The 22,364-nt window shown below is 62.5% G+C and carries 23 protein-coding genes and 1 pseudogene; 17 read left to right on the forward strand and 7 right to left on the reverse strand.

Features of this window, described 5'->3' with window-relative positions; all coding sequences use genetic code 11:
- Window positions 1–39: 39 nt before the first annotated feature.
- The gene (locus AC1DVN_RS29065) at window positions 40–516 is read right to left on the reverse strand and encodes a RidA family protein (protein ID WP_020969521.1); all 477 of its coding nucleotides are present in this window, start codon (window positions 514–516) and stop codon (window positions 40–42) included.
- A 162-nt stretch (window positions 517–678) separates the two neighbouring features.
- Here AC1DVN_RS29065 and AC1DVN_RS29070 point away from each other — a divergent pair, with 162 nt between their 5' ends.
- The 3 genes from AC1DVN_RS29070 to AC1DVN_RS29080 all read left to right on the forward strand — a co-directional run bounded on the left by AC1DVN_RS29070 (window position 679) and on the right by AC1DVN_RS29080 (window position 3,674).
- Complete coding sequence (locus tag AC1DVN_RS29070; RefSeq protein WP_021332940.1) at window positions 679–1,101, forward strand: NUDIX domain-containing protein; 423 nt, start codon at window positions 679–681, stop codon at window positions 1,099–1,101.
- Window positions 1,102–1,229: 128 nt separating this feature from the next.
- On the forward strand, window positions 1,230–2,738 hold the full coding sequence (locus AC1DVN_RS29075) for an HNH endonuclease signature motif containing protein (RefSeq protein WP_477994633.1): 1,509 nt from the start codon (window positions 1,230–1,232) through the stop codon (window positions 2,736–2,738).
- 114 nt (window positions 2,739–2,852) lie between these two features.
- Window positions 2,853–3,674, forward strand: a complete 822-nt coding sequence (locus AC1DVN_RS29080) for an acyl-CoA thioesterase (protein WP_092765557.1) — start codon at window positions 2,853–2,855, stop codon at window positions 3,672–3,674.
- Between the two features lie 35 nt (window positions 3,675–3,709).
- Here AC1DVN_RS29080 and AC1DVN_RS29085 read toward each other — a convergent pair whose 3' ends face one another.
- Entirely contained in the window at window positions 3,710–4,375 is a 666-nt protein-coding gene (locus AC1DVN_RS29085; RefSeq protein WP_225989351.1) for a nucleoside/nucleotide kinase family protein, read from the reverse strand.
- 35 nt (window positions 4,376–4,410) lie between these two features.
- Here AC1DVN_RS29085 and tesB point away from each other — a divergent pair, with 35 nt between their 5' ends.
- Together tesB and pdxT are read left to right on the forward strand one after the other, a co-directional pair.
- Complete coding sequence (gene tesB / locus AC1DVN_RS29090; RefSeq protein WP_019748293.1) at window positions 4,411–5,262, forward strand: acyl-CoA thioesterase II; 852 nt, start codon at window positions 4,411–4,413, stop codon at window positions 5,260–5,262.
- Entirely contained in the window at window positions 5,262–5,867 is a 606-nt protein-coding gene (gene pdxT, locus AC1DVN_RS29095) for a pyridoxal 5'-phosphate synthase glutaminase subunit PdxT (RefSeq protein WP_003943308.1), read from the forward strand. The genes tesB and pdxT overlap by 1 nt, the downstream gene beginning before the upstream one ends.
- 25 nt (window positions 5,868–5,892) lie before the next feature.
- On the opposite strand, the gene AC1DVN_RS29100 is transcribed toward pdxT, so the two are convergent.
- Together AC1DVN_RS29100 and AC1DVN_RS29105 are read right to left on the reverse strand one after the other, a co-directional pair.
- Window positions 5,893–6,570: a response regulator gene (locus AC1DVN_RS29100; protein ID WP_060938512.1), complete on the reverse strand. Its 678-nt coding sequence runs from the start codon at window positions 6,568–6,570 to the stop codon at window positions 5,893–5,895.
- A complete protein-coding gene (locus tag AC1DVN_RS29105; RefSeq protein WP_477994635.1) occupies window positions 6,525–7,739 on the reverse strand; it encodes a sensor histidine kinase in 1,215 nt (404 codons plus the stop codon). The genes AC1DVN_RS29100 and AC1DVN_RS29105 overlap by 46 nt, the downstream gene beginning before the upstream one ends.
- Before the next feature lie 111 nt (window positions 7,740–7,850).
- On the opposite strand from AC1DVN_RS29105, the gene AC1DVN_RS29110 reads away from it, so the two are divergent.
- Complete coding sequence (locus AC1DVN_RS29110; RefSeq protein WP_003943331.1) at window positions 7,851–8,051, forward strand: hypothetical protein; 201 nt, start codon at window positions 7,851–7,853, stop codon at window positions 8,049–8,051.
- A 1-nt stretch (window position 8,052) separates the two neighbouring features.
- Window positions 8,053–8,754: a GAP family protein gene (locus AC1DVN_RS29115; RefSeq protein WP_019748297.1), complete on the forward strand. Its 702-nt coding sequence runs from the start codon at window positions 8,053–8,055 to the stop codon at window positions 8,752–8,754.
- A 13-nt stretch (window positions 8,755–8,767) separates the two neighbouring features.
- Here AC1DVN_RS29115 and AC1DVN_RS29120 read toward each other — a convergent pair whose 3' ends face one another.
- Both AC1DVN_RS29120 and AC1DVN_RS29125 read right to left on the reverse strand, forming a co-directional pair.
- The gene (locus AC1DVN_RS29120; protein WP_477846761.1) at window positions 8,768–9,688 is read right to left on the reverse strand and encodes a hypothetical protein; all 921 of its coding nucleotides are present in this window, start codon (window positions 9,686–9,688) and stop codon (window positions 8,768–8,770) included.
- Window positions 9,685–10,041 carry a GntR family transcriptional regulator gene (locus tag AC1DVN_RS29125; RefSeq protein ID WP_003943322.1) on the reverse strand — a complete coding sequence of 119 codons (357 nt, stop codon included), beginning with the start codon at window positions 10,039–10,041 and terminating at the stop codon, window positions 9,685–9,687. Before AC1DVN_RS29125 ends, AC1DVN_RS29120 begins: the two co-directional genes overlap by 4 nt.
- A gap of 145 nt (window positions 10,042–10,186) precedes the next feature.
- On the opposite strand from AC1DVN_RS29125, the gene AC1DVN_RS29130 reads away from it, so the two are divergent.
- From AC1DVN_RS29130 to AC1DVN_RS29175, 10 genes are all read left to right on the forward strand, one after another.
- Window positions 10,187–10,939 (forward strand): YebC/PmpR family DNA-binding transcriptional regulator, encoded by a 753-nt coding sequence (locus tag AC1DVN_RS29130; protein WP_007732951.1) that lies wholly within the window; start codon window positions 10,187–10,189, stop codon window positions 10,937–10,939.
- A 125-nt stretch (window positions 10,940–11,064) separates the two neighbouring features.
- Window positions 11,065–11,634: a crossover junction endodeoxyribonuclease RuvC gene (gene ruvC, locus AC1DVN_RS29135; RefSeq protein WP_020907638.1), complete on the forward strand. Its 570-nt coding sequence runs from the start codon at window positions 11,065–11,067 to the stop codon at window positions 11,632–11,634.
- The gene (gene ruvA / locus AC1DVN_RS29140; RefSeq protein WP_007732953.1) at window positions 11,631–12,230 is read left to right on the forward strand and encodes a Holliday junction branch migration protein RuvA; all 600 of its coding nucleotides are present in this window, start codon (window positions 11,631–11,633) and stop codon (window positions 12,228–12,230) included. Before ruvC ends, ruvA begins: the two co-directional genes overlap by 4 nt.
- Window positions 12,227–13,324 (forward strand): Holliday junction branch migration DNA helicase RuvB, encoded by a 1,098-nt coding sequence (gene ruvB, locus AC1DVN_RS29145; protein ID WP_019748300.1) that lies wholly within the window; start codon window positions 12,227–12,229, stop codon window positions 13,322–13,324. Before ruvA ends, ruvB begins: the two co-directional genes overlap by 4 nt.
- 138 nt (window positions 13,325–13,462) lie before the next feature.
- Window positions 13,463–13,810, forward strand: a complete 348-nt coding sequence (gene yajC, locus AC1DVN_RS29150; protein ID WP_019748301.1) for a preprotein translocase subunit YajC — start codon at window positions 13,463–13,465, stop codon at window positions 13,808–13,810.
- A gap of 220 nt (window positions 13,811–14,030) precedes the next feature.
- Window positions 14,031–15,752, forward strand: a complete 1,722-nt coding sequence (secD, locus tag AC1DVN_RS29155) for a protein translocase subunit SecD (protein WP_477994637.1) — start codon at window positions 14,031–14,033, stop codon at window positions 15,750–15,752.
- Complete coding sequence (secF, locus tag AC1DVN_RS29160; RefSeq protein ID WP_019748303.1) at window positions 15,749–16,972, forward strand: protein translocase subunit SecF; 1,224 nt, start codon at window positions 15,749–15,751, stop codon at window positions 16,970–16,972. Before secD ends, secF begins: the two co-directional genes overlap by 4 nt.
- A 2-nt stretch (window positions 16,973–16,974) precedes the next feature.
- Window positions 16,975–18,705, forward strand: a complete 1,731-nt coding sequence (locus AC1DVN_RS29165; RefSeq protein ID WP_042951810.1) for an ABC transporter substrate-binding protein — start codon at window positions 16,975–16,977, stop codon at window positions 18,703–18,705.
- Window positions 18,702–19,280 (forward strand): adenine phosphoribosyltransferase, encoded by a 579-nt coding sequence (locus AC1DVN_RS29170; RefSeq protein WP_019748305.1) that lies wholly within the window; start codon window positions 18,702–18,704, stop codon window positions 19,278–19,280. Before AC1DVN_RS29165 ends, AC1DVN_RS29170 begins: the two co-directional genes overlap by 4 nt.
- Before the next feature lie 98 nt (window positions 19,281–19,378).
- Window positions 19,379–21,790 carry a RelA/SpoT family protein gene (locus tag AC1DVN_RS29175; protein WP_477917180.1) on the forward strand — a complete coding sequence of 804 codons (2,412 nt, stop codon included), beginning with the start codon at window positions 19,379–19,381 and terminating at the stop codon, window positions 21,788–21,790.
- A gap of 40 nt (window positions 21,791–21,830) precedes the next feature.
- Here AC1DVN_RS29175 and AC1DVN_RS29180 read toward each other — a convergent pair.
- Window positions 21,831–22,358, reverse strand: a pseudogene (locus AC1DVN_RS29180) (peptidylprolyl isomerase); the annotation flags it as partial.
- Between the last annotated feature and the right edge of the window lie 6 nt (window positions 22,359–22,364).

A 22,364-nucleotide genomic window follows, 5' to 3' on the forward strand; every position in this document is an offset into this window, starting at 1 on the left:
CCCCCCCCCCCCCCCCCCCCTTCGGGGTGTGGCGGACCGTCAGATGCTGTCCGATACCTCGAACACGAACTCGACCTCGACGGCACTGTTTCGGGGGAGTTCGGCCACGCCGATCGCAGAGCGGGCGTGTTGTCCAGCGGTACCGAAGATCTCGGCCAGCAGGTCGGACGCACCGTTGATCACCTGGGGTTGCTGCGAGAATCCGGATCCCGAAGCAACAAATCCAACGACCTTGACGACCCGAACGATGCGGTCGAGACCGACCAAGGCATCAACGGCCGCGAGTCCGTTGAGAGTGCACAACCGCGCCGCCTGGGCGGCGTCTTCGACGGAGACGCCCTCGCCCAACTTGCCGATGCACGTCGTAGTGCCGTCGACGAGCGGCAATTGCCCCGACGTGTAGACGTATGACCCCGTCTGAACGGCGGGGAGGTATGAGCCTGCGGGGGTGGCAACAGGCGGGAGGGTCAGGTCGAGTGCGGCGAGTCGTGCGGTCCAGGTACTTGCGTCGTTCATCGGTTCCTCAATGGGTTCTTTTGTCCGGGAATGGTGTTCGAGTCTGTCATCGGGAGTCTCGGCAAGTCCAAGTCGTATTTGCGCCCACCCCATCACTTTTGGTGATATTCGCCGTCGTCGGATTCAAAATGATGTTCGAGTTGGACACCTAAACTGTGTCGTATGTCGTCAATTCGTAACATCTCACTGGGGATACCTGTCCGTTCCGGTCACGTACTCATGCTCGACGGCACGGACTCTGTCACAGGGGAGAACTTTCATCGATTGATCGGTGGCGGTATCGAGTTCGGTGAGACGGCCGAGGCAGCGCTGCGACGCGAGTTCGCGGAGGAACTCGGCGTCAGGTTGGGAAGCGTCGAGTTGCTCGAGGTCGTCGAGAACATCTTCGAGTTCGAGGGGCGACCTGGGCATGAGATTGTCCATGTCTTTGCAGTCGACTCAGCTGACATCGATGCGTTTCCGCTCGACGTGCAACTCCGAGTCCTCGACGAAGGTAGTCCAGTCCACTGGGTTTTGAGTGGTGGGTCCGACCGCCCTATCTACCCGGCCGAAGCTGCCCGCATTATCAACGCCCTGGTTCAGTAGGGGAATCCGTTGCCGGAACACGAGTGGCCGCAAAGGTTGCTCCGCAACAATTTTCGGTCAATCGGGATTGTTCGGACTGATTCCTGGAAATCATGGATAGCGAACGTATATTCGAATAATGTTGAGGAATGTTCGATGACGGAGTAGGAAGTTCGGGTACCGCAGCGCAGCTGCCTGGTGCCGAATCCGACTGCGCCCTCATCGATCTCATCGCCGATCTGCATGCGCGCGAATCGATGCTCGTGGAACGGAAACTGGCTGCCATTGCCGAGTTTTTCGAGCGTCGCAGCGCTGACCACACCGATAATGGTGCTTGGTCGTCTACCGCTCACGAACTGGCTGAGGCCGAGCTCGGCGCGGCATTGACCATGGGCCGTGCCTCAGCGGGAAAGTTGATCGGTCTCGGCTTTTCTCTCAAGTCTCGGCTCCATCGCACGCGTGCCGCCATGGCGCGCGGAGAACTGGATCTATATCGAGTCGGATTGATCGACTCCGCTACGGCCAACGTCGCCGACGATTTGATCGACGAGGTGGAACGGCAACTCCTCGAAAAGATCTCGGCGCCACCGATGCCTGGCGGTACTGGCTTGACCGGTCGCCGATTGACAGCGGCTATCGACCGGATCGTCGCCGTGGTGGATCCCGAGGGGATGCGCGAACGTCGACGCCGCGCCCTGGCTGATCGGTTCGTGGGTGTGAGCGCTGCCGAGGACGGAATGGCGCGGATATTGGGGAGTATTCCGGCGGAGGAAGCACGGGCTTTCGACCGTCGGTTGCGGGAGTTGGCAATGTCGGTGTGTCGACACGATTCCCGTAAGTACGAGCAACGACGAGCTGACGCATTGGGAGCGTTGGTATCCGGGTCGACGATTCTGCCGTGCGATTGCGGCCGGGACGATTGCCCACAAGATCGAAGCGGGATTGTCGTGGTGCGTCGGCCGTTGGTTCACGTGGTCATGCTGGAATCAACGCTTCAGGGCGGTGACGCACCAGGTGCAGACGAACCCGCTCACCTTGACGGTTATGGAGTGATCAGTGCAGAGCATGCGCGTGACATCGCCGCGGGTGCGCTGATTCGGAAGGTGAAAGTACCAGTCGATGCCGCGCTCGAGTCTTCCGGTGAGGGCGAGCCAGTACCTCCGCCCGTTGTTCCTTCGGCGTCGGTCTACCGCCCAGGCGCTGTCCTCGACACCTGGGTGCGGGTGATCGCAGGAAGCTGCCAGTGGTTGCACTGCGATGTCGCTGCATGGAATTCAGATCTTGATCACACGGAGCCCTTTGATCATCGCGATCCCACTCGTGGTGGAAAGACCGTGGCGTCGAATATGAGTGCGTATTGTCGAAACCATCACCGCCTCAAGCATTCCGGTCAGTGGTTGCACACCTCGAACCCGGACCGGAGTGTCATGCTGACTTCGCCGACCGGACATTGCTACCGAACCAGGCCGTCAGGTCTGCTGGCGGGAATGCTCGAGCCTGTACTGCCCGAGGGTGGTCGGCGTCGGCGCACACGTCTGGAGAACGAGGCCTCTCGTGTGCGGGGTGAACGCCGGCGTCAGCGGATACGGATGCACCGGCGGATGAAGAAGGCACAGAGGAGGACCTTCGACGGCGGAGACGATCCACCGCCATTCTGAGTCGATGCGCCCCGTCGCTCAGTGTTTTCGGATGCCCACTTTGGTGGCCGGGGGTGCGTCAGGCATTGTGTGAAGGTCGGTAGACGTCGGTACACGGGAAGATGTGGAGCATCGATGGCGAGGATCGAAGAAATTCTGGAGTTGGAACGCCTCGAGCGTGACATCTTTCGAGGAATCATCGCGGAGACCACCCTGACCCGCACTTTCGGCGGCCAGGTCGCCGGTCAGGCATTGGTGTCAGCGGTACGCACGGTCGATCCGGCCTATTCAGTTCATTCGTTGCACGGATATTTCCTGCGTCCGGGCAATCCGATGGAGCCGACCGTTTTTCTGGTTGATCGTGTTCGGGACGGTCGATCGTTCGCGACCCGCTTGGTCACCGGAATTCAAGACGGGCAAGCCATTTTCACGATGTCGGCGTCCTTCCACGTCCAAGACGAAGGCATCGAGCACCAGGACGAGATGCCACCGGTCCCTGACCCCGAGACCTTGGCCATCGCCCAGGATTCGGAAGATCCCGAGACTGCGTGGCTGGCTCGCGAGTGGGCCGATTGGGACCTCCGGATGGTGCCGAAGGCCGACATCAACAAACGTCCAGGCGCTGCCGCACAGCAGCAAGTATGGTTCCGTTCCCGCGAGGCTCTCCCGGACGACCCGGTATTTCACGTGTGCACGCTTGCGTACATGAGCGACATGACGCTGCTCGGATCTTCCCGAGGCCCTCACATGGACGTCGCAATGCAAAGCGCCTCGCTCGATCACGCCATGTGGTTCCTGCGGCCGTTCCGGGCCGACGAGTGGCTGTTGTACGACCAGACGTCGCCGTCAGCGGGCTTCGGTCGCGCATTGACGCAGGGACGAATCTTCGACAGCCGAGGAAATATGGTTGCTGCAGTCGTTCAGGAAGGCCTGACCAGGCTGTATCGCCCGAAGTGAGGTCGGCCGCAGTGAGATCAATCGCAGTGAGACCTTCACTGGCGAGACCGCACCGCAGGCCGGGCCGGATGGTCGTACCTGACCTCGAAATCGACCTCCTCGGACACCTCTGATCGGTGTTCGAGGAGTGCGTCGACGGTCCACAGATCCGCCTCCGGAGTGTGCCGCCGCATGGCAGGTTCGCTCATGTCCAGGCGGACGCTGACGTCGAACTCCAGCCCACGCCCGAGCAACATCGGACCGGCGATCACGATGACCGCGCGCTCATGGACGGGGACGCGGGTCGAGCGAGCCGATCGATCGGTGGGTTCGTCCCAGAGTTTCGGCAACAACGCTCGTTTGGTGCGGGCAGCGGTGATCACTTCACGATCGAGTGCCGGATAGTCGAACCAGATGGTGCGGTAACTCAGCGCATCCTCGTGACCGAACTCGTATCGCAGCGAAGCCGGCCGCACGTAGTCGTGCAGTGACACAACAGCACTCGGCCTGCTGTGCGACTCGACGGCGGCCCGGACCAGTTCCGCGAGCCGAGACGGCTGCGCACAATCAGGTCCGTCGATCGCTACTACCGCCACCGACGGAAATGATCCGGTCAGCGTTGCGATCTGCTCGGCCAGGGCGAGGGGAGTGGACGGGATGAATGTGCTCACGCCCACCATGGTGCCGTGCCCGCTCGCCGAGGCGATATTGTGAACCGTCATCGCGCCCACTGCGGCGGTCTATTTCCGGAGGACTCATGGTTGGTATCGAGGAGATCCTCGCGCTCGAACACCTGGAGAAGGACATCTTCCGTGGTGCGGTCCATCCCACCGCACTTCAGCGGACGTTCGGCGGGCAGGTTGCCGGGCAGTCGTTGGTTTCTGCCGTGAGTACCGTCGACGAGAGCTACCACGTGCACTCGTTGCACGGATACTTCCTGCGCCCGGGCAACCCGAAGATTCCGACGGTCTACCTGGTGGACCGCATCCGCGACGGGCGCTCGTTCTGCACCCGCCGGGTGAACGCAGTCCAGGACGGCAAGACGATCTTCACGATGTCGGCCTCGTTCCACGTCGAGGACGAAGGTATCGAGCATCAGGATCGGATGCCTTCCGTTCCGGCGCCGGAGGACTTGCAGGACGCGCAGACCGTTCCCAAGTTGGCGGAATCGCAGTTCTACCAAGAATGGAAGAACTGGGACATCAGAATTGTGCCGGCCGAGCAGAGTGCGTCAGCGCCGGATCTCGCCGCACAACAGCGCGTGTGGATGCGCTACCGCGAGCCTCTGCCGGATCGTCCGCTGCTGCACATCTGCACGCTTGCGTACCTCAGTGACATGACCCTGCTCGGAACTTCGAAAGTCCCGCACCGGGGCGTGAAGACGCAGACTGCTTCGCTCGATCACGCGATGTGGTTCCTGCGTCCGTTCCGGGCCGACGAGTGGTTGCTCTACGACCAGACATCGCCGTCGGCAGGTTTCGGTCGCGCGCTCACTCAGGGGCGTATCTACGATCGCGATGGCAACATGGTGGCAGCGGTGGTTCAGGAGGGTTTGACGCGTCTGGAACGCGAACCCGACAGCCGTGAGAACAAGACAGGAACTGTGTGATGACGCGTCCGTTGATCGGTGTACTCGCCCTCCAGGGTGATGTTCGCGAACACCTTGCTGCACTTGATGATTCGGGTGCGGATGCCGTGGGTGTCCGTCGGCCGGAGGAGCTGGACAAGGTAGACGGAATCGTGATTCCGGGTGGCGAATCCACCACCATGAGCCGGCTTCTGCAGGTGTTCGAACTGTTGGATCCGCTGCGTGAGCGTCTTCGCGGCGGTCTGCCGGCCTACGGTTCGTGTGCCGGCATGATTCTGCTGGCGAGCGAGGTACTCGACACCCGGCCGGACGCCGAGCATCTCGGCGCCATCGACATGACGGTGCGCCGCAACGCTTTCGGCAGACAGGTCGATTCTTTCGAGTCCGACCTGGAGTTCGAGGGCATCATCGGAGATCCCATCCGCGCCGTCTTCATCCGCGCGCCGTGGGTGGAGCGAGTTGGACCGGGCGTTGAGGTCCTTGCGCAGGTTCCCGCCGCCGCGGGGGAGGCCGCGGGCCGGATCGTCGCGGTTCGGCAGGGCTCGGTGATCGCCACTTCTTTCCATCCCGAGGTAACCGGTGACCGTCGAGTACACGAGATGTTCGTCGATCTGGTTCGCGGATAACTCGAGTAGCCAGCCTCGGCCGAACCTACAGCTCCAGTTCGCGGGCAAGGATCGCTGCCTGGACGCGTGAGGTGAGGTGCAACTTCGACAGAACTCGCGACACATGCGACTTCACCGTCGGAGCACCGACACCGAGTTCACGCGACAGTTCGGCATTGGACATACCCGTCCCCAGCAGCGCGAGCACCTCACGTTCACGGTCGGTGAGCTCGCTCAATCCCAGCGGTTCGGTGGGTTTGGGTGCACGCTGCACGAACTCGCCGATCAGTGCACGCGCCGCGCGAGGAGCGAGCACTGCATCTCCGGCCGCGACGTTGCGGATAGCGTTGGTCAGTTCGTCCGCGGTCGCAGTCTTGAGCAGGAATCCCGACGCGCCGGCGCGCAGGGCCGCGAAGACGTATTCGTCGAGGTCGAAGGTGGTCAACACCAGAACCCGGCTGCGGGTCGTCCCGATGATCTGACGCGTCGCCTCGATGCCGTCGGTGCCTGGCATCCGGACGTCCATGAGTACGACGTCGGGTTGATGCGTGCGGGTGACGGTGATCGCCGACGCTCCGTCACCGGCTTCTGCAACGACATCGATGTCGTCGTGCTGCCGCAGGATCATCGCCAGGCCGGAGCGGATTGCGGCGTGGTCGTCGACCAGGGCGACGGTGATCACCGATCCGTTCCGTTCGGTGCGGGGACCGGTAGCTGCGCGCATACCGTCCATTCTCCGTCGACCGGAAGTGCGTCGAGTGAACCGCCCAGCAGCTCGGCGCGGTGACGCATGTTTGCAAGTCCACGCGTTCCAGCCCGCGGATGGGATGTGTCGCGACCGACCGGGTTTCGGATCTCGATCTGTAATGCATTGTGCTGGAGAGAGATCGACATCGAGATCGGCGCACCAGGTGCATGCTTGAGCGCATTGGTCAACGCTTCCTGGGTGATCCGATACGCCGTGTGATCGACCACGCTCGGCAGGTCGGCAGCATCGATGTCGATCGCAACGTGCACAGTGCCGCCGGCTGCCCGAACTGCGTCCAGGACGACGGGCAACTCGGTCAGCCGCGGGGGAGAGGAACGCGGGTCCGGGGTCTCGTCGTCCCCGGCGTGGAGCAGTTCGATCATCGACCGCATCTCGGAAAGGCCCGCGAGACTGCTCGATCTGATCGCTCCGATCATCTCCCTCAAGCCGTCGTCTGGTTCGCCCCGTTCACCGGAGAGAGCTGTGGTGGACAGTGCCGCCTCCGAATGGATTGCGATGGCGGAGAGGTGGCTTGCGATGACGTCGTGCAGATCGCGCGCCATGGTTGCTCGTTCGTGAGCGACTGCGGCCTCGCGGTCCAGAGTGGCGAGTGCTTCGTGGACTCTGGAACGCTCGCGTTCGGCCTCGGTCAGTTCGACTTGTCGACGGATGACCAGTGCCCACCACACCGGCGTACCGAAGAACAGTGCCGTCACCACGCCTGCCCCAGCCGCAGCGCGGACGTCCTGGGTGGACAGGTAGACGAGTGCGGTGAGCGCGGCAACCGTCACCGCGGTCAGAGAACACACCACTCGGCCCAGCCGCGCCGTCCCGTACAGAACTGCGGCGTAGGTGAGATCCGAGAGGACCAGCCACATCGGCAGAGTGGGTCCCAGGGCAGCGTCGACCGCGACGATGACGGCCCCCGCCGCCAAAGCTGTTGCCGGACGCACCCGCCGGAACGAGTCGATCGCACACAGCAGAGCCAGCATCCCGATCCGAACCCCGGCGGGAACCTCGGCGACACCTCCGACATCGGTCCACATTTGGTACAGGCCGACCAGGTAGAGGAGTACCCCGATCGCGAACAGGCCGAAGGCGATGAGCGGATCGTTCCACTTGCCGACACTCCGACTTCTGGTCACCACAGACTTATCAGAGCACATCGGGGCGCCTGACTTGTCATACCAAATGATGAGGTCGGCGTTGTTCCGATGGCTGATGTGCGGATTCGATAGAGAAGACAGGCTCGACGTATGAAAATTCGCTTCGAGTTGATGATCGGCATTCTCTTGGTCGTCGGTGGCGGCTGTCTGTGGCTGTTCGCGCGTGACGCCGAGTTCTTCTGGTTTCGCGGCGGACCACTCGGCGTGATCCTCGCGATCATCGGTGCCTTCGACATCGTGAATGCAGTCCGAACGAGGGAGACAGCGATACCCGAGCGCCGAAACGACTGACGTGGAACTCGTCCTGCTCACCACGCTGGGCGGGCTCGCCCTGCTGGACAGTACGAGCATCGGAACTTTGGTCGTCCCGGTCTGGATGTTGTTGATGCCGGGACGACCGCAGGTTCGCAGGCTGCTGACGTATCTGGTGGTCATCACGACGTTCTATTTTGTCGTCGGGGTGGCAGTCTGGACGACGGCACGGGCAGGTATGCCTGTCGTCGCCCCGCTGCTCGAAACCCCCGCCGCCCGCGGTGCGCAGTTGATACTCGGTATCGCGTTGTTCGCGTGGAGCTTTCGATTCGATTCCGAGAAGAGGCGCACATCCGGTCAAGCCGATCGAACCCATGTTTGGCGAGAGCGGGTGCTCGGCTCGGCCAGTTCCGCGAGAAGTGTTGTACTTCTGGCAATTGCTGCCGGGACCGCCGAATTGGTGACGATGCTGCCCTACTTGGCGGCGATCGCGATGATCACCGCTGCTGGGCTGTCCGCAGTCACGTCTGCGTCGATACTTGCCGGATACTGCCTGATCATGGCCACTCCGGCAGTGCTTCTGTTGTGCGGGCGGATCGTGGCCGGCGACCGACTGGACAAGCCGCTGAGCGGGGTGGACTCGTTCATCTCACGCCACGGCGACAGCGCGATGGGTTGGGTGTTCGGCATTGCCGGCTTCTACCTCGCCGGCAATGCCGCTGCCGTGTTGTTCGTGAATTGACGTTGTTCGTGAATCAACCAGCCTGAACCAACGAATTGATCAGCTTCACACCGTCTTCCGGGTGATCGACGGTTACGGCGAACAGTCGTCCGTTCGCGAGAGTGACCACGATGGCCTCACCCGAGCGGAGAGTGACGGCTGTTCCGCGCGGTGTCATTCGGTAACCCCATCCACCCCATTCGGCCGGACGTATCGCGTCGACTGATGCGGACTTCACCTTCGAGATGGGGATCTTCTTCCATCGAACGCCCCAGGAACTGATGCCGACACCATGACGGTCGACGCGCACGGTGACCGACGCGAATGCTGTGACGGCGAGGGTGGACACACCCAGGATCACGGCAACCCACCAATCCGAGTACGCGGCAGTCGCGATCACGAGAACTACGAGGCCGGCGGTAACGATCCACGGCCAGACGCTGCGGACCTGCCCGACCCACACTGCACGTTCGGAGGCCGTCAGCGGAGTATCGAGCGTCGGGGTTGGCAGTGGCGACTCCCGGCGGCTTCGTTGCTGGTCAGGCAGCGCGTATGCCAGAACTCCTACGAGTACCGCCGCGATCGGCGCAAGAATCCACCAGCCGATACGCGCGTCTTCCGGCGACCCGGCGTCGATCGTCAAGGCGACGCTCAGAATCCAGATCGTCGCCAGTGTCGCACTCGAGATCGAGGTTACGGCGAGAAACAAGGGCGCGTTGTCGCTCGAACGGGCCGCGACGACACAGGCGCAAACGACAGCCGCCAGTGAAATCACCAGTGCGATGGCGAAAAACGTCGTCGTGGTGCTGAACCCGTCCGGGGTCGATCCGGACCAATGGCTCGCGACGGTCTCGGGTATGCGGTCACCCCACGCGAAGCGTGCGAGAACCAGAATCAGGGTCGGGATCAGAGTCAGCGAAGCTGCTGTCCAGAGTCGGATCTTGCTGGTCGTCATTGTGTGCTGGTCTCCTTGATGAGGTCGAGCATGTGCGCAGTGTCGAGTCCGAGATTGCGGGCCTGCCGTACGAACTCGCGCGCAGATTCGTTGAGAGCTGTTCTTCCCGAGTCGAATTCGGCGCGAATGACGGCGCCACGTCCGCGTCGGAGGTCGATCAGGCCTTCGTCGCGGAGTGTTGCGTACGCACGAAGAACCGTGTGGAGATTGACGTCGATCGACTCGGCGAGAGCGCGAGCGGACGGCAGGCGGTCACCTGGTCCGATCTCACCGCGGATGACCGAGCCACGAACCCCGGCTGCAATCTGCTCCGCTAGTGGAGTTGTGGAGGCGTGATCTATTCGGACCAACATGTTTGCATTCTATGCAAACAATGCGCGGTTTGACTAATTCGTGTCGGGGGATGCAGCGCGTTGTGACGTGGGACGGGTAACATCGGCAGAGCTGAAAGACGCGCATTCGGCGTGCGCAACGCAGCAGGAAAGGGGCTTGAATCGCATGAGCGGCCACTCAAAATGGGCCACCACCAAGCACAAGAAGGCTGTGATCGACGCACGTCGTGGCAAATCCTTCGCGAAGCTGATCAAGAACATCGAGGTGGCGGCACGAACCGGCGGTGGCGATCCCACGGGCAACCCCACCTTGTACGACGCCATCCAGAAGGCGAAGAAGACGTCTGTTCCCAATGACAACATCGAGCGTGCGCGCAAGCGCGGCGCCGGTGAAGAAGCGGGCGGCGCAGACTGGCAGACCATCATGTACGAGGGCTACGGACCCAACGGCGTCGCCGTTCTGATCGAGTGCCTCACCGACAACCGCAACCGCGCAGCCGGTGAAGTTCGCACCGCGATGACCCGTAACGGTGGCAACCTCGCTGACCCGGGTTCTGTCTCCTACCTGTTTGCTCGCAAGGGTGTCGTCACGCTCGAGAAGAACGGCCAGTCGGAGGACGACGTCCTGATGGCTGTGCTCGACGCCGGTGCCGAGGAAGTGACCGATCTCGGTGAAACCTTCGAAATCGTCAGTGAGCCACAGGATCTGGTTGCCGTCCGTTCGGCACTTCAGGAAGCCGGCATCGACTACGACTCCGCTGAAGCCGATTTCCGCGCTTCCGTCGAGGTTCCCTTGGATGTCGACGGCGCACGCAAGATCTTCAAGCTCGTCGACGCGCTCGAAGACTCTGACGACGTGCAGAACGTCTACACCAACATCGATCTGTCCGACGAGGTTCTCGCGGCTCTCGAAGACTGATTGCTTTTCAACTCAACCCGGCCCTGACGTCCGCGTCTCGGCCGGGTTGCGTGTTGATGCGGGGTAGTAGGCCCGCGCACCGCTAAGCTATCGAACAGCTGTTCGGTATGGAGAGGTGTGACAAAGTGCGCGTGCTCGGAGTGGACCCAGGCTTGACTCGCTGCGGGTTGGGTGTGGTCGACGGGAGCAACGGCAGGAAAGTGCGCCCCATTGCTGTCGACGTGGTGCGGACCCCGCCCGAGATGGACCTCGGGTCTCGGCTACTGCGAATCTCCGATGCGGCGGAGCTGTGGATCGAGCAGTACAAGCCGGAGGTCGTCGCGATCGAGCGTGTATTCGCGCAGCACAACGTCAGTACGGCGATGGGGACGGCACAAGCAGGCGGAGTTGTCGCGCTCGCTGCCGCCAGACGCGGCATCCCGGTGTGTTTCCACACGCCCAGCGAGGTGAAGGCCGCCGTTACCGGCAGCGGTAACGCCGACAAGGCGCAGGTCACCGCGATGGTGACGCGAATCCTGAACTTGAAGACGGCGCCGAAACCGGCTGACGCCGCTGACGCTCTGGCGCTCGCGATCTGTCACTGCTGGCGAGCACCGATGATCGAGCGAATGGCCCGCGCCGAGGCGATGGCCGCTGAACAAATGCGTAAGTATCAGGCAAAATTGGCCGAGATGAAGAAGGCAGGTTCACGATGATCGCGTCGGTACGCGGCGAGGTACTCGATATTGCGCTCGACCACGCGGTCATCGAAGCGTCAGGTGTCGGCTATCGGGTCAATGCCACCCCGGTGACTCTCGGTGCACTGCATCGGGGAAGCGAAGCGCGACTGTTCACGACGATGATCGTTCGCGAAGACTCGATGACGCTCTACGGTTTTTCCGATACCGAGTCGAAGGACCTGTTCAGCCTCTTGCAGACGGTTTCCGGAGTCGGACCGCGCCTGGCGATGGCAACTCTTGCAGTGCTCGAACCGGACGCATTGCGGCGGGCACTCTCGGAAGGCAACCTGACGGCGTTGACGAGGGTCCCCGGTATCGGGAAACGCGGCGCCGAGCGCATGGTCGTCGAACTGCGCGACAAGGTCGACGCCGTCGCGACGACGGCCGGCGCGGCTTCCGGTGTCGTCGTCGGCAGTTCGATCCGTGATCAGATCGTCGAGGCTCTCGAAGGTCTGGGCTTCCCGATCAAGCAGGCCGAGCAAGCCACGGATTCGGTCCTGGCGGAATCGCCCGAGGCCACAACGTCGGTAGCACTGCGTTCTGCTCTGTCGCTGCTCGGTAAGACTCGATGAACTTCGACCCGATCGACGATTTCGACGACGAGTCGCAGGTCTCTGCCGAATTGGTGGCGGGAGACGGTGATGTCGAAGCGAGTTTGCGTCCCAAGAGTCTCGACGACTTCATCGGGCAACCCCGTGTTCGCGAACAACTGCAGCTCGTGCTCACCGGAGCAAAACTTCGCGGCAGCACACCTGATCACATCCTGATGTCCGGTCCCCCCGGACTCGGCAAGACGTCGATGGCGATGATCATCGCGGGGGAGTTGGGCTCTTCTCTGCGGTTGACGTCCGGACCGGCGCTCGAACGCGCCGGAGACCTGGCCGCGATGCTGAGCAACCTCGTCGAAGGTGACGTGCTGTTCATCGACGAGATTCACCGAATCGCTCGTCCGGCCGAGGAGATGTTGTACCTGGCGATGGAAGACTTCCGTGTCGACGTCGTCGTCGGTAAGGGGCCGGGTGCCACGTCGATTCCTCTGGAGGTTGCACCGTTCACGCTGGTCGGTGCGACTACACGGTCAGGTGCGTTGACCGGTCCGTTGCGCGACCGCTTCGGGTTCACCGCTCACATGGATTTCTACGAACCCGAAGAGCTGCAACAGATTCTGATGCGTTCGGCCGGAATTCTGGGTGTCAATCTCGAAGTTGACGCCGGCGCCGAAATCGCACGACGCTCGCGAGGGACGCCGCGTATCGCGAACCGATTGCTGCGCCGGGTTCGTGACTTCGCCGAGGTTCGCGCCGACGGAATCGTCACGATGGACGTCGCTCAGGCGGCCTTGGCTGTTTACGACGTGGACCAGTTGGGCTTGGACCGTCTCGACCGATCCGTACTGAGTGCGTTGGTGCGGTCGTTCGGCGGCGGGCCAGTCGGCGTGTCGACGCTTGCGGTGGCCGTCGGCGAGGAACCGTCGACGGTGGAAGAAGTGTGCGAGCCGTTCCTGGTTCGGGCCGGGATGATCGCCCGGACGCCGCGAGGACGCGTGGCTACCGCCGCTGCCTGGACTCAACTCGGAATGACACCGCCGCCGGATGCCGCAGCGGGCGGTATCGAGGTTCGTGTCAACGAACCGCAGGCCACGTTGTTCGATCCGAACGGAGAGTGAATTTCGACTGGAAAGGCCTACTTGAACGGCCGATCTGTCAGGAATCCTCAGCAACTAATGGCACACTGGTGTATTGCGTAGGTCCATCCGGGACCATCGCGGCGTAAAACGTGCAACACAACCGAGGTTGATCAACACATGTCGAGTTTGCTTTTCCCACTCTTGATCCTCGCATTGCTGGTGCCCATGTTCCTGGGCATGCGCAAGCAGAAGAAGGCTTTGGCTGCCACTTCCGAGATGCAGGACTCGCTGCAGGTCGGCGATCGAGTGCAGACCACGGCCGGGCTCTATGCCACGATTGCTTCTCTGGACGACGACACCGTGGACCTCGAGATCGCCGACGGTGTCATCACCACCTGGTCGCGTCTGGTCATCCGTGAGCGCGTTGTCGAGACGACCGAAACCGACGAGTACGACGACGACTCGGTTTCCGAGATCGAAGAATCAGCTGCTGACACCGAAATCCGGCTCACCAAGGAGTCCTGACTTCGTCGACCTGGCACGTGTTCTAGAGTTGTGAACTCGGACACACGTCCAGATCGGTTGGTCTGTAGTAGTTCTTTCATCGGAGTAGTTCTTTCACCAGCAGCTCAGTTCATCCCGTTGATCAATCGTTGCAGTTCGAACGCCGCAGCTCGGGTGGTCGTCGACCGCCCGAGCCCTGCATTTACTGAAGCTCTGCACCTACTGAGGAGACTTAAAGATCGTGGCACCTTCCACCGGAACGGTGCATCCGGTCCGCTACCTGGCCCTTTTCGGGGTCCTGGTGGTGGCACTGTATGCCCTGGTGTTCTTCACTGGAGACAAGTCGGCCACGCCGAAACTCGGCATCGACCTGCAGGGTGGAACGCGCGTCACGTTGACCGCTCGTACCCCGGACGGCAGCGCTCCCAGTCAGGACAGTCTCAAGCAGGCTCAGGAAATCATCGAGACCCGCGTCAACGGTCTCGGCGTTTCCGGCTCCGAGGTCGTCGTCGACGGTGACAACCTCGTCATCACCGTTCCCGGCGACGACAGTGCGCAGGCTCGCTCGCTCGGCCAGACCGCCCGTCTGTACATCCGCCCGGTGACGGGTTCGATCGACGTCGCCACCCGTGACGCGAACCGGACAGCTACCCAAGAGGTGCCAGCGGCTGAAACTCCGGCCACTGATGCTCCGGCTCCCGAGGCGCCGGCCGACGGGACCCAGACGCCGCAGAACCGCCCGTTCCTGGCTCAGGACCCGACCACTCCGGAGGCAACCCCTGCGCCGGAGACGACAACACCGGCTCCCCCCGTGGACGCATCGAGTGACGGCACCGACGAAGGCGACGCAGCAGCAGCGGAAATCGCCGCAGCGCGCGCCCTCCGACAGAGCAGCGATCCGACGGTGCAGCAGCAAGCAGTGGCGAACCTCGACTGCTCCGTCGCGGATCCGCTCCGTGGAAACGACGACCCGACTCTTCCGCTGGTTGCGTGCTCGCAAGACGGACTGAACATCTATCTTCTCGGTCCTTCGATCATCGACGGCCAGGAGATTGCCGACGCGTCTTCGGTCTTCAACTCGCAGCAGTCGCGCCACGAGATCAGCCTCTCGTTCAAGACGACCGGCAGCAACACCTGGGCCGAGTTCACCTCAGCCAACATCGGCAAGCAGGCAGCGTTCACGCTCGACTCGAAGGTCGTCAGCGCCCCCACGATTCAAGGTGCAACGCCTGCGGGTAGCGCGACCTCGATCACGGGCAGTTTCACTGCGGAGAGCGCCAAAGAACTTGCCAACACTCTGAAGTACGGTTCGCTTCCGCTGTCGTTCGCAGCTTCCGAGGCCGAGACGGTCTCGGCAACGCTCGGCCTGGCCTCACTGCAGGCGGCATTGATTGCCGGCGCGGTCGGTCTCGTTCTCGTTCTGCTGTACTGCCTCGTCTACTACCGGATGCTCGGCGTCCTGACGGCGTTGTCGCTGATCCTCTCCGGAGTCATGGTCTACGCGATCATGGTTCTGCTCGGCAGATACATCGGCTTCACACTCGACTTGGCCGGCATGGCTGGTCTGATCATCGGTATCGGTATGACCGCCGACTCGTTCGTCGTGTTCTTCGAACGCATCAAGGACGAAATGCGTGAGGGCCGTAGCTTCCGCTCCGCGGTGCCACGCGGTTGGGCGCGAGCGCGCCGAACAATTCTTTCCGGCAACGCGGTGAGCTTCATCGCCGCTGCAGTTCTGTACGTGCTGGCGGTCGGACAGGTGCGAGGCTTCGCCTTCACCTTGGGTCTGACCACCATCCTCGACGTGATTGTCGTGTTCCTCGTGACGTGGCCACTGGTCAGTATGGCGTCCCGTTCGGCGTTCTGGTCCAAGCCCAGCGTCAACGGTCTCGGCGCAGTGCAAGAGGTTGCCCGCGAACGTAAGGTTGCCGCCGCTGCGTCGGCTAAGGAGACACGAGCATGAGCGAGTCCAACAACTCCCCGGTGGGGCCCAACAACAGTTCCTCGGCCGAGTCCGCCGATGCCGCAGCCCGGTCGGAGATCACCGACTCCGGCGTCGATCAGGGCGCGATGCCCAAGCACAGTTGGCTCTCGCGGCTGTACACGGGAACGGGTGCGTTCGAGGTCGTCGGCAGGCGTCGCTTCTACTACGGACTGACCGGCGCTCTGGTCGCCATTGCGCTGCTCAGCATCATCCTGCGCGGCTTCACCTTCGGTATCGATTTCGAGGGCGGATCGCGCATTCAGTTCCCGGCCGAGGGTGGAGTCGAGACGTCGGAGGTGGAAACCGTCTACTCCGACACACTCGGGTTCGAGCCGGTCAGCGTGCAGACGGTCGGCTCGGGTGCCAGCGCCACCGTACAGATTCGGTCGGAGACGTTGAACGCGACGCAGATCAACGATCTGCAGTCGGCGCTCTTCGACGAGTTCCAGCCCAAGGACAAGAACGGGAACCCGTCGGCGCAGGCCATCAGTTTTGCGGACGTGAGTGAAACCTGGGGCGGTCAGATCACCAAGAAGGCGCTGATCGCGCTGATTGTGTTCCTGGTGATCGTGAGTATCTACATCGCCATCCGCTTCGAGCGGGACATGGCCGTAGCCGCGATCGTTGCGTTGTTCTTCGACATCATCGTCACTGCCGGCGTCTACTCGCTCGTCGGTTTCGAGGTGACGCCCGCGACGGTGATCGGTTTGCTCACCATTCTCGGCTTCTCGCTGTACGACACAGTGGTGGTGTTCGACAAGGTCGAAGAGAACACCCGCGGTGTTCTGCATCTGACGCGACGGACGTACGGCGAGCAGGCCAACCTCGCGGTGAATCAGACTTTGATGCGATCGATCAACACGACCGTCATCAGTGTGCTCCCGGTGATCGCTCTGATGGTTGTCGCGGTTTGGATGCTCGGCGTCGGCACGCTCAAGGACCTTGCGCTGGTTCAGCTCGTCGGCATCATCGTGGGTGCGTACTCCTCGATCTTCTTCGCGACGCCGCTCCTGGTGTCGATGAAGGAACGCTGGGGACCCGTTGCCGCGCACACTCGTAAGGTGCTCTCGCGCCGGGCTACGCTGGCCGAGAAGGGTACGCAGACGGTTGCCGTCGGCGCACCAGTTGCACGCCGTGCGCCGGTTGCTCCGCAGCCGGGTGTGCGGCCGACCGGAAAGCGAAACAAGAAGGGGCATTGAACATGCTCCCAAGAACACGCACACTGGTTCGATCGATGACGTTCGTTGCGGCCACTGCTGTGGCTGCCGGTTCGCTGGCGGCCTGCTCGGAAAGCGCCGAGCAGGTTCCGTCCATCGGATATGCCATCGACAACTCCATCTCCACGTACAACGCCAACACGACAGCTGGATCGGTGTCCGGGGCGATGGCCGCGTTCGGCCGGGTGCTTCCCGGCTTCACGTTCACCGGTCCGGCCGGTGCTCCTGTGTCGGACACCGACATCGGCACGGCGTCGGAGTTGCCCGGTGACGTGCTCACGGTCTCGTACAAGCTCAATCCGGCGTCGGTGTACTCCGACGGGATTCCGATGTCCTGTGACGATCTGGTCCTCACCTGGGCGGCGTCGAGTGGCAAGTTCACCAAAGACGTCGATGGTGCGGTGAAGCCCATGTTCGACACGGCGAACAATCTCGGTTACGCGGACATCGACCGGATCGACTGCCAGAGCGGGTCGAAGGACGCGACTGTCTTCTTCAAGCCCGGGCGATCGTTCACCGATTGGCGGTCGTTGTTCGGTGCGACTGCATTGATGCCTTCACACATCGTGACGCAGCGCGCCGGAGTCGGCGACGTGGTGAGCGCGGTGAATGCCGGTGACACCGAAGCGTTGTCGAAGATCGCCGACTTCTGGAACACCGGGTGGAACCTGACTCCAGGTCAGGTGGACACCTCCGTACTGCCTTCCGCTGGTCCGTATCGAATCGACTCGTACAGCGCCGACGACGGCCTGGTGCTGGTCGCGAACGAGCGGTGGTGGGGCAACAAGCCCGCGACCGATCGCATCGTCGTCTGGCCACGTGGTGTGAATCTGACCGAGGATCTCGACAAGAACTCGATCGAGGTCGTCGACGTCGCTTCCGGGTCGGCCGGCGAGCTCGGTACTCCGTCCGGGTTCGACGTCCAACAGATTCCGTCGCGGTCGATCGAGCAGTTCGTTCTCGCGACGTCTGGTTCGCTGGGCGACGAAGCCGCCCGTCGAGCGTTCGCGCACTGTGTTCCGCGGACAACTCTGTTCGAGAAGTTCGGGCAGACGGATAACGCGCCGCAGGCTGGTCTGGGTTCCGGCGTGGTCGATTCGCGACTGATGGCGCCGGATTCACTCGTGTACAGCGACGCCGCTGCGGTCGACGGTGACCGGTACGCCAATGCCGACGTCGATGCCGCGAAGACGTCGTTGTCGGAAGCCGATCTCGACCAGTTGACCGTCCGGGTCGGGTACCTCGCACCTGACCCGGTGCGGGCGCAGATCGTCTCTGAAGCGAAAGCCGCGTGTGCTCCGGCGGGAATTACGATCGAGGACGCGAGTACCGACAGCTTCGATCCTGCGAGTCTGCAGTCCGGGGGAGTCGACGCTGTGCTTTCCGGCATGGCAGGCAAAGTCGGGGCAGGCGGAACAGCGAGCATGATCGACGCGCGCGGAGCGTTGCGATCGGGCAACGGCGCAAACCTCGGTACGTACGGAAATGCACGGATCGATCAGATCATCGATCAGTTGAACGTGGATGCGAGCACCAGTGCGCAATTGGGACTCTCGGTGGAGGCGGAGAACATCCTGTGGACCCAGGTGCCTACGATTCCACTGTTCAATCAACTACGAACTGTCGCTGTAGCTCCAGGCATGTCGGCAGTGTTGGTCAATCCGACTCGGGCCGCTACCGGCTGGAACATGGACAGATGGGTATTACGCAGATGAGCGTCTCGAATGGTGTTGCCTTGCACACGCCTGAAGAATTGATCGCAATCCACCGGGCTGCCGGAGACGCCGTTGTTCGGCTGACTCGCTGGGCAGACAACTTTCCCGGGCCCGGGGTTCGGTTCGCCGATCTGACTCCGGTGTTCGCCGACGCCGAGGGGTTCGGGGCCGTGCTCGACGCCCTTGTCGCCTGTGCTCCGGACGCCGACACGATTGCCGCCGTCGATGCTCGCGGGTTCCTGCTCGGTGCCGGCGCGGCTGCGAAGATGGGTGCTGGGGTGGTGGCCGTGCGGAAGGTCGGCAAATTGCCGCCGCCGGTACTCTCTCGTTCGTACAGCCTCGAGTACGGATCCTCGACTCTCGAGATCCCCGCAAACGGCTTCGATCTCACCGGGCGGAATGTTCTGGTGATCGACGACGTTCTGGCTACCGGAGGGACACTCGAGGCGGCTGTACAGTTGGTTGAGTTGGGTGGAGCGAACGTCGTCGGCGTCGCAGTGGTGCTCGAGATCGAGGAACTGCGCGGTCGAGATCGCTTCTTGAAGTACCCACTGACATCCCTGGTGAAGGTCTGAGTATTAAAGTTGTCTCCTGGGGGTCGAGTTAGACCTCCAGGGCAATTACCCGATGCAGGGCGGTTGCCTCAACCAACTCGGTGGTAGGAGGTGGCGACATGACGTCGAATCTTGATCGATCACAGAACTCGGGTGCAGTGTCGCAGGGGACGGGTGCAGATCCGGCTCCGGAGACGACACCATCGAAGTCCGCGGTGCCCGACGATTCGGGATCTGCGCAAACTGCCGGCAATCGGGGTGGGCAGAACCTGGCCGTGCCCGCTTCCGCCTCCCGTAGGGTGCGCGCTCGGCTTGCTCGGCGCATCACCGGTCAGCGCAACGCCACCATCCGCCCGGTGCTCGAGCCGTTGGTCAGCCTCCACCGTGAGCTGTATCCGAAGGCCGACCTCGCGCTGCTCCAGCGTGCGTACGACGTCGCCGAGGACAGACATTCGAGCCAGCGTCGCAAGTCCGGCGATCCGTACATCACGCATCCGTTGGCCGTCGCAAGCATTCTGGCCGAGTTGGGTATGGACACCACCACCCTCGTCGCAGCCCTGCTGCACGACACCGTCGAGGACACCGGGTACTCACTCGACGAGTTGACCAAGGACTTCGGTGACGAGGTCGCTCACCTCGTCGACGGAGTCACCAAACTCGACAAGGTCGTTCTGGGTACCGCCGCCGAGGGCGAAACCATCCGCAAGATGATCATCGCGATGGCGCGGGACCCGCGCGTGCTCGTGATCAAGGTCGCGGATCGTCTGCACAACATGCGCACGATGCGATTCCTGCCGCCCGAGAAGCAGGCACGTAAGGCGCGAGAGACTCTCGAAGTCATTGCGCCACTTGCACATCGACTTGGAATGGCGACCGTCAAGTGGGAACTCGAGGATCTCTCGTTCGCTATCCTGCACCCGAAAAAGTATGACGAGATCGTTCGACTGGTCGCCGATCGCGCGCCTTCTCGTGACACCTATCTGGCCAAGGTTCGCGCCGAGATCAACTCGACTCTGTCCGCCTCGCGGATCAACGCCATCGTCGAGGGCCGGCCCAAGCACTACTGGTCGATCTACCAGAAGATGATCGTCAAGGGCCGCGATTTCGACGACATCCACGATCTGGTCGGCGTGCGCATTCTGTGCGAAGAAGTGCGTGACTGTTACGCCGCGGTCGGTGTTGTCCACTCGCTGTGGCAGCCGATGGCCGGACGCTTCAAGGACTACATCGCACAACCGCGCTACGGCGTCTACCAGTCGCTGCACACCACCGTCGTGGGACCGGAAGGCAAGCCCCTGGAGGTCCAGATCCGGACCCAGGACATGCACCGGACCGCCGAGTTCGGTATCGCCGCGCACTGGCGGTACAAGGAGACCAAGGGCAAGCACGCGGGCGACATCGCCGAGGTCGACGACATGGCGTGGATGCGTCAGCTACTCGACTGGCAACGAGAAGCGGCCGATCCGGGGGAGTTCCTCGAATCGTTGCGTTACGACCTCGCGGTCAAGGAGATCTTCGTCTTCACACCGAAGGGTGACGTGATCACGTTGCCTGCCGGATCGACCCCCGTCGATTTCGCGTATGCGGTGCACACCGAGGTCGGGCACCGATGCATCGGTGCCAGGGTCAACGGCCGACTGGTCGCGCTGGAACGAACTCTCGAAAACGGCGAAGTGGTGGAGGTCTTCACGTCGAAGGCCGCAACCGCCGGGCCGAGTCGAGATTGGCAGACGTTTGTCGTCTCGCCGCGTGCCAAGGCGAAGATCCGTCAGTGGTTCGCGAAGGAACGCCGCGAGGAGGCGCTCGAGTCCGGCAAGGATCAGATCGCGAAGGAAGTCCGCCGTGTGGGACTTCCGTTGCAGCGGTTGATGAACGCCGAATCGATGAGCACGATCGCGCACGAACTTCGCTATCCCGACGTCTCGGCGTTGTACACGGCGGTAGGCGAGAGCCAGGTGTCGGCGCACCACGTCGTGCAGCGACTGGTTGCTCATCTGGGCGGCGTCGGCGCCGTCGAGGAGGAACTGGCCGAGCGTTCGACGCCGTCGACCATGCCGGTGCGCACCCGCAGTACGGGTGACTCCGGAATTCTGGTTCCCGGAGCACCCGGTACGGTGGCAAAACTCGCAAAGTGTTGCACGCCGGTTCCGGGCGATTCGATTCTGGGCTTCGTCACGCGCGGTGGGGCGGTCAGCGTGCACCGTACCGACTGCACCAACGCCAACTCGCTCCACGATCAGTCGGAGCGAATCATCGACGTCGAATGGGCACCGTCAGCGACCTCGGTGTTCCTGGTCGCGATCCAGATCGAGGCGCTCGACCGTCATCGGTTGCTTTCCGACGTCACCAAGGCGTTGGCCGACGAGAAGGTGAACATCCTGTCGGCCTCGGTCACCACCTCAGGTGACCGAGTGGCGATCAGCAAGTTCACCTTCGAGATGGGTGACCCAAAGCATCTGGGTCATGTGCTCAACGTGGTTCGCAATGTGGAAGGCGTCTACGACGTCTACCGCGTGACCTCTGCTTCGTAAACTGCTGTGCGCCTTTATTAACCGCGGGCGGTTAATAAAGGTCGTTAGCGGAGTACGCAGTGGTCGGGTACTCGTTGTCGAATCCGTAGCCCGGTCCGCCCGTGCCCTTGCCCGAGGGATCGCCGCACTGCAGGATCTGAAGACCGGGTGTGGTGACCAGTCGATGGCACGGGGTGTCGTCGAAATACTTCTGCTCGGTCAAGCTCACGATGCTGTTGACCGTGCATGGGGCTTCTGCCCGGTTCAGTTCCATCCCGATCGGGCCGGCCGTAGTCGTGAGCGCGACGTTGACGGTTCCCTCGGTGGACACGCCCGTGGAGTTCGGCGGATTGACGGTCTTTGCAGCGCCCGCCGCGCTCGGGTACGAGCAGTCGACAGTCGCCGACGCCGGAGTCGGGACAGGCGGGAGTGCGTCGAACTGTGACATGTCGAGCGGCGGCATGGCAGCCGTTGTCGTCTTCGCCTTGGAGGTGCTGGACGGCGAGTCCGAGCTACCGGAATCACTGGAACAACCAGCCAGAAGCAGCGCTGCGGCGCTTGCAGCGGCAATAACTACAGGAAAGCGCATCACAGG

This window comes from Rhodococcus sp. P4_E4 (assembly GCF_056401575.1).